This window comes from Desulfitobacterium sp. (genome assembly GCF_034927245.1).
Classification (GTDB): Bacteria; Bacillota; Desulfitobacteriia; order Desulfitobacteriales; family Desulfitobacteriaceae; genus Desulfitobacterium_A.
The window spans coordinates 1-16,841 of the sequence record NZ_JAYFQK010000049.1 but is presented as its reverse complement, the minus strand read 5'-3'; the positions used below and the strand labels follow the sequence as shown (position 1 = coordinate 16,841).

The 16,841-nt window shown below is 43.8% G+C and carries 18 protein-coding genes; 15 read left to right on the top strand and 3 right to left on the bottom strand.

Annotated elements, in window-relative coordinates:
- The first annotated feature begins 190 nt into the window (after window positions 1-190).
- The 15 genes from hemW (at window position 191) to VB077_RS11705 (ending at window position 14,988) form a co-directional block, all read left to right on the top strand.
- Window positions 191-1,345: a radical SAM family heme chaperone HemW gene (hemW, locus tag VB077_RS11775; protein ID WP_323415439.1), complete on the top strand. Its 1,155-nt coding sequence runs from the start codon at window positions 191-193 to the stop codon at window positions 1,343-1,345.
- Between the two features lie 139 nt (window positions 1,346-1,484).
- Window positions 1,485-2,522: a heat-inducible transcriptional repressor HrcA gene (gene hrcA / locus VB077_RS11770; RefSeq protein ID WP_323415438.1), complete on the top strand. Its 1,038-nt coding sequence runs from the start codon at window positions 1,485-1,487 to the stop codon at window positions 2,520-2,522.
- Window positions 2,523-2,540: 18 nt separating this feature from the next.
- Window positions 2,541-3,167 carry a nucleotide exchange factor GrpE gene (gene grpE / locus VB077_RS11765; protein WP_323415437.1) on the top strand — a complete coding sequence of 209 codons (627 nt, stop codon included), beginning with the start codon at window positions 2,541-2,543 and terminating at the stop codon, window positions 3,165-3,167.
- Window positions 3,168-3,193: 26 nt separating this feature from the next.
- A complete protein-coding gene (dnaK, locus tag VB077_RS11760; RefSeq protein ID WP_323415436.1) occupies window positions 3,194-5,053 on the top strand; it encodes a molecular chaperone DnaK in 1,860 nt (619 codons plus the stop codon).
- A gap of 137 nt (window positions 5,054-5,190) precedes the next feature.
- The gene (dnaJ, locus tag VB077_RS11755; protein ID WP_323415435.1) at window positions 5,191-6,330 is read left to right on the top strand and encodes a molecular chaperone DnaJ; all 1,140 of its coding nucleotides are present in this window, start codon (window positions 5,191-5,193) and stop codon (window positions 6,328-6,330) included.
- 67 nt (window positions 6,331-6,397) lie between these two features.
- Entirely contained in the window at window positions 6,398-7,339 is a 942-nt protein-coding gene (gene prmA / locus VB077_RS11750) for a 50S ribosomal protein L11 methyltransferase (protein WP_323415434.1), read from the top strand.
- Complete coding sequence (locus tag VB077_RS11745) at window positions 7,326-8,063, top strand: 16S rRNA (uracil(1498)-N(3))-methyltransferase (protein WP_323415433.1); 738 nt, start codon at window positions 7,326-7,328, stop codon at window positions 8,061-8,063. The genes prmA and VB077_RS11745 overlap by 14 nt, the downstream gene beginning before the upstream one ends.
- Before the next feature lie 534 nt (window positions 8,064-8,597).
- Window positions 8,598-10,499, top strand: coding sequence for a DEAD/DEAH box helicase (locus tag VB077_RS11740; RefSeq protein WP_323415432.1), 1,902 nt, complete (start codon window positions 8,598-8,600; stop codon window positions 10,497-10,499).
- A gap of 28 nt (window positions 10,500-10,527) precedes the next feature.
- Complete coding sequence (locus tag VB077_RS11735; protein ID WP_323415431.1) at window positions 10,528-10,860, top strand: hypothetical protein; 333 nt, start codon at window positions 10,528-10,530, stop codon at window positions 10,858-10,860.
- A 309-nt stretch (window positions 10,861-11,169) separates the two neighbouring features.
- The gene (gene mtaB / locus VB077_RS11730; protein ID WP_323415430.1) at window positions 11,170-12,501 is read left to right on the top strand and encodes a tRNA (N(6)-L-threonylcarbamoyladenosine(37)-C(2))-methylthiotransferase MtaB; all 1,332 of its coding nucleotides are present in this window, start codon (window positions 11,170-11,172) and stop codon (window positions 12,499-12,501) included.
- Between the two features lie 103 nt (window positions 12,502-12,604).
- Window positions 12,605-12,949 carry a histidine triad nucleotide-binding protein gene (locus tag VB077_RS11725; protein WP_323415429.1) on the top strand — a complete coding sequence of 115 codons (345 nt, stop codon included), beginning with the start codon at window positions 12,605-12,607 and terminating at the stop codon, window positions 12,947-12,949.
- Window positions 12,950-13,062: 113 nt separating this feature from the next.
- Window positions 13,063-13,239 (top strand): 30S ribosomal protein S21, encoded by a 177-nt coding sequence (rpsU, locus tag VB077_RS11720; protein WP_006715885.1) that lies wholly within the window; start codon window positions 13,063-13,065, stop codon window positions 13,237-13,239.
- 14 nt (window positions 13,240-13,253) lie between these two features.
- A complete protein-coding gene (locus VB077_RS11715; RefSeq protein WP_323415428.1) occupies window positions 13,254-13,706 on the top strand; it encodes a GatB/YqeY domain-containing protein in 453 nt (150 codons plus the stop codon).
- 128 nt (window positions 13,707-13,834) lie between these two features.
- Complete coding sequence (locus tag VB077_RS11710; RefSeq protein ID WP_323415427.1) at window positions 13,835-14,290, top strand: YbaK/EbsC family protein; 456 nt, start codon at window positions 13,835-13,837, stop codon at window positions 14,288-14,290.
- Window positions 14,291-14,376: 86 nt separating this feature from the next.
- Entirely contained in the window at window positions 14,377-14,988 is a 612-nt protein-coding gene (locus tag VB077_RS11705) for an SGNH/GDSL hydrolase family protein (RefSeq protein WP_323415426.1), read from the top strand.
- 117 nt (window positions 14,989-15,105) lie between these two features.
- Here VB077_RS11705 and VB077_RS11700 read toward each other — a convergent pair whose 3' ends face one another.
- The 3 genes from VB077_RS11700 to VB077_RS11690 form a co-directional block, all read right to left on the bottom strand.
- Entirely contained in the window at window positions 15,106-15,975 is an 870-nt protein-coding gene (locus tag VB077_RS11700; RefSeq protein WP_323415425.1) for a pentapeptide repeat-containing protein, read from the bottom strand.
- A gap of 145 nt (window positions 15,976-16,120) precedes the next feature.
- A complete protein-coding gene (locus tag VB077_RS11695; protein WP_323415424.1) occupies window positions 16,121-16,351 on the bottom strand; it encodes a helix-turn-helix transcriptional regulator in 231 nt (76 codons plus the stop codon).
- Window positions 16,352-16,744 carry a DUF6442 family protein gene (locus tag VB077_RS11690; protein WP_323415423.1) on the bottom strand — a complete coding sequence of 131 codons (393 nt, stop codon included), beginning with the start codon at window positions 16,742-16,744 and terminating at the stop codon, window positions 16,352-16,354. It lies immediately after the preceding gene.
- Between the last annotated feature and the right edge of the window lie 97 nt (window positions 16,745-16,841).

Genomic DNA, 16,841 nt, shown 5'->3' with positions numbered 1-16,841 from the left:
CGCAGCCGCCGACAGAGTCAGGAGACGATTTCGGCGGGAACCCGCGACCCCAACAATGGAGCCAGTGCCTTAGCTTCGGTCTGCGAAGCGCCTGGAGTGAACGGTGTAAACAAAATCCACCACCCCAGATGCATTCTCAACCTTATTAGACATACAGCAAACCGCCCCATAATCAGAGAGGACTGAAATCATGCCATCACTCTATGTTCACGTTCCTTTTTGCATCCGAAAATGTGATTACTGTGCCTTCTACTCCGTGCCCTTAAGAGCCGGTGCAGAATCCTGTCAATCCGAGAACTCGTTGGTTCAGACCTACCTTAAGGGCTTAAAAAAAGAAATTGAACTGCGGAAAAAGGATGCTTCTAAAGGAGTATCTTCTCTTTTTATTGGGGGCGGAACTCCGACAGCACTTCCCGAAGCAGAGTTGGCAGAATTCCTGGCTCTGCTTAAACGGGGATTTGATATTCCTGAGGCAGCGGAACAAACGATTGAAAGCAATCCCGGGACCTTGACATCTGAAAAACTGCAGATTCTTAAGCGAAGCGGCATCAATCGGATTTCGCTGGGCGTGCAATCGTTTAACGATTCTTTACTGAAACAAATCGGCAGGATTCATACCGCTACGGATGTTCACGAGGGAGTAAAACTCATTCGTGAAGCCGGATTTCATAATCTTAATCTCGATTTGATGTTCGGACTACCGGGTCAAACATTGAAAGATTGGCAGGAAACGTTAATAAAAGCGGTTCATTTTGAACCCGAACACTTATCTGTTTATGGGTTGATGGTTGAAGAGGATACCCCGCTGGCTCGCAATCCAAAACTATTAACCATTCTGCCCGGGGATGAGCTTCAGGCGCAAATGTATGAATGGGCCGGAAAGTATCTGCGCGAGGCGGGCTATAACCATTATGAAACTTCGAATTTTGCTCGGCCCGGGTTTGAGTGCCAGCATAATTTAGGCTACTGGCGGGGGAATGACTATTTGGGTCTTGGACCGGGTGCTGTGGCTTGTACCCATAACGTTCGTTCGAAGAATATTGAAGATATTACCCAATATGCCGGGTGTTTAGACCAGAATCGTTTACCGATTGACCCAGCGGAGGCGGAAGTGCTTTCTCTGCAGAATCGAATGGCTGAACGGATCATTCTTGGGCTTCGTCTTTCTGAAGGGGTAAACCTGAGAGTCTTTAAGCAAGAATTTGGGCAGGATATTAGGGATATTTACCGGTCTGTTTTGGAACGCTATGTATTGGCCAATGTTCTGGTTATCGATGACGAAACGCTGAGCATAAACCCCGATTATTGGTTCGTAGCCAACGGAATTTTAGAGGAATTTGTTTAACAAAAATAATTTGACCTTCTCTGACTTTTCTTAGGCAATCCTCTTGACAACTAAAGTTAAGAGTGATAAGTTTATGTCATAATCCGTTAGCACTCAACAGAGAGGAGTGCTAACAAACGGTGGGAAGGCGGTAGAGCGTATGCAAATGGATGAACGAAAAAATAAAATCCTGCGTGCAATTGTTCAAGACTATATTGCTACGGCTGAACCCGTAGGCTCACGCACGATTGCTAAAAAGTTCGACCTGGGTATCTCTCCAGCAACCATCCGTAATGAAATGGCTGATATGGAAGAAATGGGACTTATTGAGCAGCCTCATACTTCTGCAGGCCGGATTCCTGTAGACGCAGGATATCGTTATTATGTCGATTGTTTGATGGAGCATCCAAAACTAAGCATTAAAGAGAAAAGCGTAATTGAGCAAGAAACGACAAAACGAATTGCTGAGATTCAAGAAGTCATTTCGAAAACAAGTAAGCTTCTCTCCCAACTTACCAGTCTGACAAGTATCGTCATTAGTCCTAATCGGGGGAAGAGCGCTTTTAACCGAATGCATTTTCTTCCGTATCAACCCGGGCAAGCCATTATGGTGGTTGTTAAGGATAATGGTGTAGTTGAGAATCAGATTGTTGATATTGGAGACAATGTAACGGCAGAGGAGCTCCAAAGGATTGCCGATGTTTTTAATAATAAGATTAAGGGACATTCAATGACAGATGTTCGTCATGATCTGCTTCATGAAATCTATAGTGAGCTTACACGTCAACGTTCACTTATTGATCATGCCTTAGAACTGCTTACCACAGTGTTTGAAGAACCTGAGGAAGATAAGAATAAGGTTTATCTTGACGGTGCCTTGAACATGCTTAATCAGCCCGAATTCCGCGATGTGGAAAAGGTCAGAAGCCTTCTGCAGGTATTTGAAGAGGATGAACGGGTTAAGAAAATCCTTGTCCCGGTTACAGACGGATTAAATGTAACGATTGGCGGAGAAAATAATGTTAAGGAACTGCAGAATTGCAGTGTTATTTCGGCAACCTATCAAATTGACGGGGAACCGGTTGGATCGATTGGTGTTATTGGACCAACACGCATGGACTACGCTAAAGCGATGGCCATGGTTGATTTTATGACTAAATCTCTTACGGAGCTTCTGTCGAAGCGGCGTAGGATATAAGGAAGGGGCGGTAAGGAAATGACCAAAAGGGGAGAGAAAACCCCAAGTATGAATCAAGAGAATAAAAAAGAAATGGATCTCCGAAATACAGATTTGACAGAGGAGAACCTTGCTGGAGGTGAAGTTCACGACGGCGGGGAGGAAGTCCTTGAAGATGTTCAAGGGGTATCCGTGGAGGAAAAAATGCTCACCTTAGAAGCTGAACTCAAACAAAGCAAAGAACAAGCCGATGATTATTATTCACGCTTGCAGCGCCTTCAGGCAGAATTTGATAACTTCCGGAAACGTTCCCAAAAGGAAAAAGAGGAAACCGTAAAATATGCTGCGGAGCGTGTCATAGAAGCCATGCTTCCGGTTCTCGATAATTTCGAGCGTGCAGTTTCATCTTCACAAACCAATCAAGATTTTAACGCGTTTTCACAAGGTGTGGAGATGATTCTCAAGCAAATGAAAATAAGCTTGGAAAAAGAAGGCCTTAAACCGATTGAAGCAGTAGGCCAGGCTTTCGATCCTAATTTACATGATGCAGTATTGCAAGTAGATTCGGAAGAATATCCTGAGAATACAGTTGTGGAAGAACTTCAAAAAGGATATTATCTTAAAGAAAAAGTATTGCGCCCTAGCATGGTTAAAGTTTCACGCTAGGCTTGATAAGGAGGAAAATAAGAATTATGGGCAAGATTATTGGAATCGACTTGGGAACAACAAATTCCTGTGTAGCAGTTATGGAAGGTGGAGAAGCAGTCGTTATCACGAATGCTGAGGGAAACCGGACTACCCCTTCTGTTGTAGGTTTCTCTAAAACAGGTGAACGTTTAGTTGGGCAGGTTGCGAAGCGTCAAGCTGTTTCCAACCCTGATAATACAGTGATCTCGATTAAGCGTCATATGGGTACCGATTACAAAGTTAAAATTGATGATAAGAATTTCTCCCCACAAGAAATTTCGGCAATGATTCTGCAAAAACTAAAAGCAGATGCCGAAGCTTATCTCGGTCAACCGGTAACCGAAGCCGTTATTACCGTACCTGCTTATTTCACAGACGCTCAACGTCAAGCAACAAAAGATGCCGGTGCCATTGCCGGGCTTGAAGTAAAACGGATTATTAACGAACCTACTGCAGCTGCATTAGCTTACGGCGTAGATAAACAAAACGATCAAACCGTTCTTGTTTTCGACTTAGGGGGCGGAACCTTTGATGTTTCCGTGCTTGAACTGAGCCAAGGAATGGTTGAAGTTAAAGCAACCAGCGGTAACAATAAACTGGGCGGAGACGATTTTGACCAACGTTTAATCGATTATATGGTTGCTGAGTTTAAAAAGTCTAACGGCGTAGACCTCAGTAAGGACCGGGTAGCCCTTCAACGATTAAAAGAAGCTGCTGAAAAAGCCAAAATTGAACTATCGGGAGTAACGACTTCCAATGTTAATCTGCCGTTTATCACAATGACTGCCGAAGGCCCTGTTCACATGGATATGAACATTACTCGTGCAAAATTTGAAGAATTAACCGCTGATCTTGTTGAGGCTACACTGGGACCGACACGCCAGGCTTTGAGTGATGCGAAATTGACTTGGAATGACATCAACCAGGTTATTCTCGTCGGCGGATCAACCCGTATTCCTGCGGTTCAAGAAGAAATCCGGAAGATGAGCGGAAAAGAACCGAACAGAAGTGTTAATCCCGATGAAGTTGTTGCCCTTGGAGCAGCGATTCAAGGGGGAGTTCTCGCAGGCGATGTTAAAGACATTATCCTCGTCGATGTTACCCCGCTTTCCTTAGGTATTGAAACTCTCGGCGGTGTCTTTACCCGCATCATTGATCGGAATACGACCGTACCGACAACGAAGAGCCAAATCTTCTCGACGGCGGCCGATGGCCAAACCTCTGTTGATATCCATGTTCTCCAAGGGGAACGCGAAATGGCTGCCGATAATAAAACGTTAGGACGTTTCCAACTTACAGGAATTGCTCCCGCCCCGCGCGGAATCCCGCAAATTGAAGTGAAGTTCGATATTGATGCCAATGGTATCGTTCACGTTTCAGCTAAAGATACCGCAACAGGGAATGAGCAGAAGGTAACGATTACTTCTTCCACAGGTTTAAGCAAAGAAGAAATCGAGAAAATGCAAAAAGATGCCGAAGCGCATGCCGAAGAAGACAAGAAGCGCAGAGAGCTGATCGATGCGAAGAACCAAGCCGATACGGTTGTTTACCAAACCGAGAAATCCCTTAAGGACTTCGAAGGTAAAGCACCTGAAAATGAAATCGCACCGATTAAGAAAGCGGTAGAAGAATTAAAAGCGGTTGCAAGCGGTGACAATCTCGAGGAAATCAAGGCTAAAACAGAAATGGTCAACAAAGTTCTTTATCCGTTTGTGGAAAAAATGTATCAACAAAATGCAGGCGCACCCGGAGCCGATGCAGGTGCGGCCGGAGCCGGAGCAGGCGGAGCGGGCCCAGATACAAAACAAGATGACAATGTTGTTGATGCGGAATATACTGAAGTAGATCCCGATAAAAATAAATAATTTTCAAAAATCTCGACAAGTTAGAGGGTGCAGGGGACAGGTCTCCCTTGCGCCCAATATTCATGTTATGATGAGAGGATCAACAAATACACGCTTTTTGAAATAACGGATGGTTAAGCAGGAGTGATGAGGGAAAAATGAAACGCGATTATTATGAGGTCCTTGGGGTTTCAAAAACCGCAAGTGAACAGGAAATTAAACAAGCCTACCGGAAGTTAGCCCGTCAGAACCATCCGGATGTTAACCCGGGGGACAAGGGAGCGGAAGAGCGATTCAAAGAGGCGACCGAAGCTTATGATGTCTTAAGCGATAAGGATAAGCGGGCACGTTATGACCAATTCGGACATGCAGGGACAGATCCGAATGCTGGAGGATTCGACGGTTTTGGTGGCTTTGGCGGCGGAGATTTCGGTGGTTTCGGTGACATCTTTGATATGTTTTTTGGCGGTGGAGGCGGCGGCCAACGCCGTAACGGACCCTCTCGCGGAGCCGATTTACGCTATGATCTAACGATTACATTTGAAGAAGCCGCTTTCGGTGTGGAAAAGGAAATCCAGGTTCCTCGCCATGAAACATGCGGTGAATGCCACGGCTCCGGAGCAGCATCCGGGACACACCCGACACAGTGTCCGGAATGTCATGGTTCCGGCCAAATCAGAGTAAGCCAGCGAACCCCTTTCGGCATGGTTCAGTCGTCCCGAACTTGCCCGACCTGTCATGGTGAAGGGCAGACGGTGAGTTCCCCCTGTAAGATCTGTAACGGTGAAGGCCAAATTCGGAATGTAAAAACGATTAAAGTCAATGTTCCGGCCGGGTCTGAGGAAAATCTGAATTTGCGTTTCAGCGGTAGCGGTGAAGCGGGTAAAAAAGGCGGCCCGGCGGGAGATCTTTATGTTATTCTCCACGTTAAATCCCATAAATTCTTTGAACGGGAAGGGAACGATGTATATTGTGAAATTCCCATCACCTTTGTTCAGGCAGCCTTAGGTGCGGAAATCGAAGTTCCTACTCTCGATGGCAACGTAAAAATGAGAGTTCCTGAAGGAACTCAGACCTCGACCGTTTTTCGGCTGCGCGACCATGGAATTCCCTATCGTCGGGGAAGCGGCCGCGGGGATCAGCATGTCCGCGTTGTTGTTGCAACACCGACGAAATTATCTGACCGACAAAAAGAACTTTTGCTCGAATTTGGTAATTCTGCTACAGAGCAGCAGCAGATGGGCAAAAAGTCATTTTTCGATAAGGTTAAGGACAATATTCGTGATGCAATGGGGTAATGAAGGTTCACACGGTATGCTGCCGTACTCATTCGGCGTAAATTTTCTGTAGAGGGGCCATGTCACAATGAATTGGCGTGAAGTTGCGGTAACGGTTTCATCAGAGGGAGAGGAGGCTGTTGCCGATCTTTTTTATCAGATCGGTTGTCCGGGAGTAAGTATCGAAGATCCAGAGCTTTTACGAAACTATATTGAATCGGGAGTTTGGGACTACCATGGTTTCGGCGAAGTTACCCTTACGGGAACATCGGTTATCAAAGGCTATCTTTGCGAAGATGACCATCTTGCCAAACGTATGGAGCAGCTCGATGAAGGACTTCGGGAATTAGTCGAGCGCTTTCCGGAATGGGTGATCCAGGTCAAAGGGATCACTGTTCAAGAGGAAGACTGGGCTACCGCTTGGAAGGCTTATTTTAAACCGACCCGCGTCGGCAGGCGCTTCGTGATCAAACCGACCTGGGAAAAGATCGAACCCGGTGCCGAAGATTTAGTGCTTGAACTTGATCCCGGCATGGCCTTTGGGACGGGGACACACGCGACTACCTCACTTTGTTTAAAGGTGCTTGAAGAGATTGTTCAGCCGGGAATGAAAGTTTTCGATTTGGGGACAGGCTCCGGTATTCTGGCTATCGCGGCGGCAAAGCTCGGGGCAGAAGTTGAAGCCGTTGATTTAGATCCTGTTGCTGTTCGTGTGGCACAGGAAAATATTGATTTAAACAAGGTTTCGGAACAAGTAACCGTTAAACATGGGGACTTGGGTTCGGTTCTTAACGGACAAGCCGATTTGGTTGTAGCCAATATTATTGCTGATGTTATTCTGCTGCTTTTGTCCGATCTCAAACGCATTTTAAAACCCGAGGGTGAATTTTTAGCTTCGGGAATTATTGATAATCGCGCTGATGATGTTGAAGCGGGAATGCGTGAAGCTGGGCTTGAAGTGATCGAGAAAAGAGAAAGTTCCGGCTGGGTACTCTTACGCGCGAGGTGGAAATCGAGTGCATCGCTTTAAAATCACAGAACTTGGGAAAAATGCCTTTTGGCTTCGTGGGGATGAACGGGATCATTTGGTCAGGGTTCTTCGGTTAGCCCCGGGGGATGATATTGTTGGCTTTGATAATTCGGGAGCAGAATATTATGCGACCATTCTCAAGATTGAGGATAAGAGTGTAACCTGCCGTATCTTAGAGACGTCTCATCCTGATGTCGAGGCTAATACGAAAATTTACCTTGCAGTCGGACTCTCTAAAGGGGAGAAGATGGAATGGGTTATTCAAAAAGGCACGGAATTGGGTATTTCCGGTGTAATTCCTTTGCGCGCAAAACGGGCTGTTATGCGGTTGGAAGGGACTAAAGCGCTTGAACGGGTGAAGCGTTGGCAGAAGATTGCCGGCGAAGCGGCCAAACAATCCCATCGTGTTCAGGAGCCTCAGATTTTTGAGGTTGCGGATTGGTCTGATCTGCCAAAGCTTTTACCCGCGAATACGCAATGGCTTATTCCCTATGAAGAAGAGAAAACGGAACGGCTGCAGACGGTTCTCGATCGTTTTGATCCGTTGCTTCCGATGGCTCTTATTATCGGTCCTGAAGGAGGATTTGAAGCCGCTGAAGTATCCTGGGCCCAGGAGTATTTGGGGGCTGCAAGCGTTTCTTTAGGTCCGCGGATTCTGCGCGCCGAGACTGCAGCTTTAGCTGCGGCAACCATGGTGTTAGCGCATTATGGGGATTTGGGGTAAAGACATATCTTGTTAGGAGATAGGCTCACTCATAATCGATAGACCAGGGGTTCAAATCCTCTCATCGGCTCTAACGCAATAACCGTGTAGTTTCACTGGCTACACGGTTTTTTTATGTAAGCAACGCATGGCTACCTGAAAGACCTGACAGACACCACCTTATAGTGAGGGAGATTTTTCGATTGTTTGCTGATGGCGTCGGTTATACACAGGAACCCTTGGGTCACGGTGCAACGGTTAAAAATAGATTGCGTATAAAGGTATACTTTGGTATGATTTTTACAAATGACTGAATTGTGCAAGAAATCTGATATAGTTTACTTTGTCGCTTTTGTCACATACTGATATCTTGTAGTAGCCCTTTTGGATCCGAACTCGACAAGGGTTATTGACGGGCAAAGAAGCGGAGACGGGGTATGGGGAGTAAAACCCTAAAGCCTAGGCTTGGGATTTTTAAGTATATTGAGTTGGATGAGCTTAGGCATTTTCACAAATTTTTTTACAAAAATTTATAAGAGAAGGAGTGTCTTGAAATTGTACAATCCTTTATATTTTCTTACAACCATCCCAAATATTGATGAAAATGAGGAATTACGAGAGCCACAGAAAATCGCATATTCAAAAGCCTATGATCACATTGTACGTGATAAAAAGACAACTCATAGTATCATCATACTTCCAACTGGAGTAGGCAAAACAGGCTTAATGGGATTACTGCCTTATGGTATTTCAAATGGAAGGGTTTTAATAATAACCCCACAATTAGTAATTAAAGATAGTGTTACTGGTTCTTTAGATCCTGAGTTTCCCGGAAACTTCTGGCTTGATAAAAAGGTCTTCTCAAGAATAGATGAGTTACCGCTTCTCATTGAGTACGAGGGTAAAGAGACCAAAAAAGAGTGGCTGGATGAAGCTAATATTGTCATTGTAAATGTGCAAAAGTTACAACCACGTCTTGTTTCAAGTCTTATTAACCGTGTTCCAAGTGATTTCTTTGATTTAATTATTATTGATGAAGCTCATCATTCGACGGCTTCAACTTGGGTAGAAACCCTTGAATACTTTTCTAATGCTAAAGTTATTAAACTAACTGGTACGCCGTTTAGATCTGACGGTGAAAAGATTGTTGGAGAAATAATTTATGAATATAGTCTTAGTGCCGCGATGGCACACCAATATGTTAAAAGTCTAGAAAATTTCACTTATATTCCAGAACAATTATTCTTGACTATCGACAATGATAAATCCAAACAATATACGGTTCAAGAAATATTAGACATGGGACTTAAAGATCAGGATTGGGTCAGCCGAACCGTTGCTTATTCAGATGAGTGTTCCGAAAAAGTAGTTATTGAAAGTATCAAAAAACTAGAGCAAAAACTTACTAATAATAACCCTATCCCTCATAAAATAATTGCGGTTGCCTGTAGTATCAAACACGCGGAACAAATAAGTGAGCTTTACAAAAAGCATGGTTACGAATCCGCAATTATCCATAGTGGTTTAGACCAATCTGTTAAGCAACAAGTCTTATCGGATATAGAGAACCATCGAGTAAAAGTTGTTATAAATGTTGCCATGCTTGGTGAAGGTTATGATCACCCCTACTTATCTGTAGCTGCAATTTTCCGCCCTTTCAGGTCGCTACTACCTTATGCTCAATTTATCGGACGAGTTCTTAGGGCCATTCCTTCTACTGATAACCCAAAAGTTGCTGATAATATAGCCGAAATCATTTGCCATCAGGATTTAAACCTTGAATCACTATGGCAATACTACAAACAGGAGATTCAAGAAAGCGAAACTATCAAATATCTTGCAAAACTAGATCTTGATAAAGACAATGAGGATGATAAAAGAAACTTAGGAAACACCGCAAAGAATATTTATGATAAAGGCTTTGGAATAGCCATTGAAAAAGGGCAAGGCTCTCTCGTAGGAGACACTTATGTAGATACTCAGTTGATAGCACAAAGAAAGAAGGAAGAAGATGAAGAGTTAAAAAATATAGAGGAAATACAACGATTGTTAGGAGTTACCGCCGAGCAGGCACGTGTCCTAATTCAACAAACAAAAGGTCTTTCATCAAGTATTAAAAGACCGGACCTGTACATAAAAAGAAAGAGAAAAGGAATTGATGCAAGGATTCGTGAGGATATGGTTCCCGCGCTTTTGAATCGATTCAACCTTGATAAAGCATCGGATGAACTTAAGAACAGTAGGGTATTTAAAGGATCTAAGTACTTTTGGATCGCTCAAAACTATGACAGCAATGCTGCTATGCTAGCCATTTACATCAATACGTGGTTAAAGCAATCTGTTGGTATGAAAAGAGAAGACTGGGGGACATCCGATTGGGATATAGCAGAAAAGAGACTTGATCAAATAAATGAGTATTTAATAAAAGTGCTCGAGGATTTCACAGAAAGGATGTAGAATATCTTAAGTAAAGGAGGAATTTACAATGGATTTGAGTATAAAACAGCTCTACGATTTAATTTTCTCACCAATAGTAACACCCTATAATCTTTTGGACAATCTTCAACTACCTAATTATGAGTATATTAACTACTCTAAGACTCAAAATGGGGTTATTGCCACAATAGGATGCACTATTGAAGAGGATTTTTTTGCCGATTTTGATTATTATTTTGATTATAATAATAATTTGCAAAAGGTAATTATGAGATCTGACGAGGGTGAAGAATTGGTATTTGAAAGGATGATTGAAACAGTAAAAATTAAAAAACGTGTCTTAGAAAATTTAAGCGATCCTATTCGCGAACCAGCAGTTTAGTCGATTGGCCTATATGCATAATTTTGCTAAACTCAACCCATAGAGCGCCTAATTACAGTAGAGGGCTTTCAGAGCCTCGCCTATTTTCATGATTAAATCAGGATGATAGGCGGGGTTTTTACTTTTTTAAAGTCTGACTGAAGGGCAAAAGCATGGTGATGACAAAAAGGTGGTTTTCCGTCAAAACCAATACATATTTCAAAGCTGATATGAGGTACAAAGTATGCGTCAGAGATTCAGGTTACTCATAATTTGGATTCAAGAAATAAATATGATAAACTATACCTTTAAACCAAAGGAGGTGACGATATGCCTTCAGATGACAGTATGGAATCCTTAAATGCAGCGCCTCAGCGCGTATGTTTCATCACCTTGGGCTGCAAAGTGAATCAAACGGAAAGTGAAGCTTTAGCCCAGTTATTTCATAATAATGGCTACGAGGTGGTGAACTCCTCGGAAAAAGCAGATGTTGTTGTTGTCAATACGTGTACTGTGACCAATACCGGGGATGCCAAGTCCCGTCAGGTTATTCGCCGCATGATTAAGGCTCACCCCGATGCCTTTGTCGTTGTCATGGGCTGCTATGCGCAAACTGCACCGGGTGAGGTTTTGAATATCGAAGGCGTGGATCTCGTACTGGGGACACAGGACCGAGCTAAAATTCTCGATCTTATCGGGCAAGTCCGGCAGGAACAAAAGCCGCTGAGCAGAGTGCATACGATTTGGGAGGCTCATGACTTTGAGGAACTCCCTTTGATTGAAGGTGAGAGTCGGACCCGGGCAACAATAAAAATCCAAGAGGGGTGCAATAAGTTTTGTACATACTGTATTATCCCCTACGCCCGCGGGCCGGTTCGCAGCAGAAAGCATGAGAATGCCCTTGCCGAGGTCGAGAAGCTTGTTGCCGCAGGATATAAGGAAATTGTCCTGACAGGGATTCATACGGGTTCTTATGGCGAAGACCCCGGGGAAGAGTGGAATTTGGCGCAACTCGTTAAAGCAATGGCGAACATTCTGGGAGTGAGACGGTTAAGACTGAGTTCGATTGAACCCATGGAGTTTACCCCGGAATTGATTGATGTTATTCTTTCCTCTCCTGCCGTCTGTTCCCATCTCCACATCCCTCTTCAATGCGGAAGTGACAAGATTTTGGCACGCATGAAAAGACCTTACACTACTTCAGAATTCAAAAACCTGATTGATGAGTTCAATCAAAAGCTTCCGGGTATAGCAATTACCACTGATGTTATTGTCGGTTTTCCCGGGGAGACAGAGCAAGACTTTCAGAATTCTCTCGAATTCGTTCGCTCCTGTCATTTTGCGGGGGCCCATGTTTTTCCGTATTCAAAACGGCAAGGTACGCCCGCGGCCAAATACCCTGAGCAACTTTCGAAAAAAGTCAAAGAACAACGGGTTAAGGCGATGATGGACGTGGCTCAGCAAAGTCATGAGGCGTATGTTAAGAAATGTGTGGGTCAAACACTTGAGGCATTGTTTGAACGTGTCGAGGAAGATGGATCAGCAATTGGCCACACGCGAAATTATATTCAGGTAAAACTCCCCCCGCGTCATGACGGGAAAGCTTGGGAAAGCGGGGAACTTGTAGAATTCGTATTTGAAGAAAGTTATCTTTGGAAATAATATGATATAATAGTCTTCGGATAAAGCAGTGGTGAAGTTTTCCATATTCTTAAACGGAACTCACTCAGGAAACTGAGCATATATCTATAAGGGAGGCTTTTTCGTGGCAGATTGCATTTTCTGTAAAATTCTTAATAAAGAACTGCCTAGTGAAGTTGTCTATGAAGATGATCAAGTGATTGTTATTAAAGATATCAATCCTATGGCACCTATCCATTTGCTCGTGATCACGAAAAGACATATTGCTAGCCTGAACGAAGTTTTACCTAAGGATGAAGGCCTGATGGGGCATATTCTCATGGTCGGGCAAAAATTAGCGCGGGAATTCGGAATTGCCGAATCCGGCTATCGCGTTGTAACGAATATTGGCAAAGATGGAGGGCAAGCTGTTCCCCACTTACATTTCCATATTCTCGGTGGAGCGGCATTGGGAACTAAACTTGCTTAAGGAAACTTGCTTAAGCCTTGTGATGATGCCTTGGGTAACTTGACGTGCCCAACTTCATCCAGTATAATCTAAGAGTATATCTGTGATGATCCAGTGGAGGGAGGGATAAGATAATGAGTGAAATTAAAGTCGGAAAAAACGAATCCCTGGATAGCGCACTCCGCCGGTTCAAGCGTACGTGTCAAAAGGCAGGCGTTATTTCGGAAGCCCGTAAACATGAGCATTATGAAAAACCGAGCGTGAAGCGGAAGAAAAAATCTGAAGCTGCTCGTAAACGGAAGTTCAAGTAAGGAGATGCTCAAAATTGTCCCTTAAGGATCGCCTCGTTGAGGATATGAAGGTAGCCATGAAGGCCAAAGAGGAGGGGAAGGTCAGACTTTCCGTCATCCGCATGGCTCGGGCCGCCATTAAGTATGGTGAAATAGACAAGAAAACTGAATTCAATGATGAACAGGTAATTGAAATTCTCTCACATGAAGTTAAAATGCGCCGAGATTCTATTGTAGAGTTTACGAAGGCGAATCGCCCCGATACTGTGAAGGCTTTGGAAGAGGAAATCTCTATTCTCATGGAGTACCTTCCTCAACAGCTTTCTGAAGGGGAAATACGCCGGCTTGCCCAAGAAACGATCGCTGAGGTGGGAGCCCAAAATCCTAAAGACCTTGGTAAAGTCATGGGAAAGCTCACTCAAAAGACCAAAGGACGCGCCGATGGAAAACTGGTTAACCAAATCGTGCGTGAACTTCTCGGGGCTTAAATCTTTTGAAGCTCTGAACTGAAAAGTAAAACTAAAAGCCTGGCTGCTGTAAAGCAGTCAGGCTTTTAACCATCCGATACATGACGGGGACATCTTTTCAGTTACACCCATTGAACAAGGAGGAAGCTATGTCTGTTCAAGCTGTAAAAGAATTTTTTGAAATGAAACATCAAAACGTTTCAATTAAGACCTTTGATGACACAAGTACGGTTGCCAAAGCGGCCGAAGCTTTAGGGGTGACACCCGGAGAAATTGCTAAGTCACTTCTATTGCAAGTTAAGGATGATTTTATTATGGTACTTATGGCAGGAGATAAACGACTCGATAATCGTAAGTTTAAGGACATGTTCAAGGCAAAACCCAAAATGCCGGAGGTAGATCAAGTATTGAAAATTACAGGTCATCCGGTGGGCGGAGTCTGTCCATTTGGCTTAAAAGAAGAGATTCCGGTCTATTTGGATGAGTCTTTGCGGGCTTATCCTACAGTCTATCCGGCTGCAGGGGCACCTAATGCTGCGGTAGGACTTAAAGTTGACGACTTAAAAACCCTCGTGGCCGCTGATTGGGTCGATGTAGCCCAGTAATTTAAAGAATAAGAAAAGGGTCATCGGTAAACAAGGTTTAATATGATATAAAGACAAGAAGAAAGCAGATGAGGTGTGGTTTAAGCGTGAACACAATTTATCTGGCCTTGGGTGACTCTATAACAACGGGTTATGGCGTTGGCACGAATCAATCGTTTGCTGCTCTTTTTTATAAAAACCTTCTTGCCTTTGATCCGGGACTACAGTATGTTAACCTTGGTGTGAATGGGTTGACAAGCATGGAATTAGCGTCAATGGTAAGACAAGAGAGGCTTTGCTCCTTGATTGCACAGGCTAAGATCATAAGTCTGACGATCGGCTCGAATGACTTGCTTGCCGTGGGTAAAGGTTTTATTTCTGGGGCAGGAGCCAATATTGACCTTGCTTTAGGAAACTTCAATCAAAATTTTATGTTTATCGGAAATCAAATCCGGGCAATCAATCCTTCGGTCTTAGTTAAGGCAGCGACGATTTACAATCCATTACCGCCGATGAACAAGGAAGTCGATGCTTATGCAATGGGTTTAGTCAAAGCGGCCAATCATCAGATTAAGCGTGTGGCAAGGGAATTCCGCTTCGTGGTTGTGCCTGTGGCTAAAGCCTTTAGCGGCCAAGAGCAGTTGCTTCTTGGGCCGGATCATTTGCATCCGAATGTTATGGGGCATCGTGTGATGGCCGACCTTTTCAGTGTGAACTAGAGTGATGATGAGAAAAAGCGAAGGGAATAATATTTGGAAAAAGAGCGGTAAATCCGCTCTTTTTTCTATACTTTCAGACTGCCATGCCGTGAAGCGGCACTACTGGCATAAGTGTGTTCAAATACACCAGTGCCTTGGGCGAATGAGTGACGCAGGTAACTTTGTGTTAATATCTCCCTTCGCCGCGTTAAGCTGAGCTTGAGTAAGAAAGATACTTTTGCTAAGGTCGGCCTCTCTGAGGTCAGCATCTCGGAAATCGGCCCCAATGAAATCAGTCCCATTCAGGTCGTTTCCCCGAAGATCTGCTGCAATAAGGTAAGCTCCTCTCAAGTTGGCCCCTCTGAGGTCAACTCTTGTGAGGTCGGCACCCATAAGGTCAGCTCCTCGACCTAAGGTCTTCTGACGTTTCGAATAAGTCCGCTTCCCTTGTCGAGCCTCGCTCCTTACGAGTTCACTGGTCTTAAGGAGCAGACGATTAACATCTTCTCGCTGTGTTGCTACGTCCAGGTCCATAAGGGCGTCAGGGCTGAGGTAAGTAAGGCGTTCTATCCGGTCGAGCATGGAGCTGAGCGCTTCATGGATAGAATGGGCCGGTTGTAACGTCAATGCTTCTGTCAGATACCAGAGTAACTCATGAAGTTGCCTCATAATTAAGAACACCTCGAACATTTGATTAGAGGATTCAGGGACTCTCCGCCAGTCACTTCCACCGTAGCTGACTTGGGCAACCTTTTGCCCGGCACCAAAGCAGTCAAATGCAATGCAACCTTTAAGACCTCGTTCCAGAAGGTTCCCGTGAACACAACATCGATAGTCCGGTTGCAGGTTGAGGCATGGCTCACCTGCGTTTTTATCGACTGGAAAACCTTCTGAAGCTGAAAAGTAGAGTGCAACACAGCACAAGCCGAAACAATGTTCGCAGTCGGCTCGCAGATCACTGTGATTTTTATCCGGGAAAGATACTGAATCTGCATCATTCTTAGACAATATTTGGTCCTCCGTAGTTCAATATTTGCTGCCACCGAAATTCCCAAGAAAAAACTATTATTCCCGGAACAACGTATAGCACCTTCTCTCCTACTTTAACTTTTCCTGAATATCATTAAGTGTTTTTCTATGTAATTGGAATTTATCAGTCAAAATGAAATAATTCCTCAAATTTTTTATCCAATGCAATACAAAGAATAAGGGCTAATTTTGCAGTGGGATTAAATTGCCCAGTCTCAATGGAACTAATTGTATTTCTTGATACACCAACCATTTCAGCGAGTTGAGATTGTGATAATTTTTGTTCTGTTCTAACTTCCTTTAAGTTATTATGCAATACCAGTTTTTCCGTCTGTTCTTTTTTAAGTCCGGCCAACTAAAACCACCCCATACCAGCTCCGATAATTGAAGCTAAACAACTAATCGCTCCAATAACTTCCAAGATTATACACACTAAATATACTTTCTTGTCACGATTATAATAATAAATCGTTCCGCTTTGCCCAATCATTGCGAGCAACAAAGCTAATGAAAATACTTTGTAATCCGCAAAAGCTTTGCCTGTTATAAGTTCTTGTATAACAAGAATTATTGATATAAGCGCAAATACAACTATTACCGTAAAATAAGAATTTTCATTTGCTGACTTTTGAATATATCGCTCACGTTCATCATTTAATAAATTTTCTTTTTTGCTTCTTGCCAAAATTTCGTCTCTATTCATATATATAGCCATTCCTTTCGCTTCGCTCAAGGCACAAAACAGCATGAAATATGTTGCCTTCGAGCTAATTTCTTACTATTCTACAGCCATAGGGATAACAGTTAACTACAAATCACGAGGAGGTGAGTGGGCTGCTCCAACC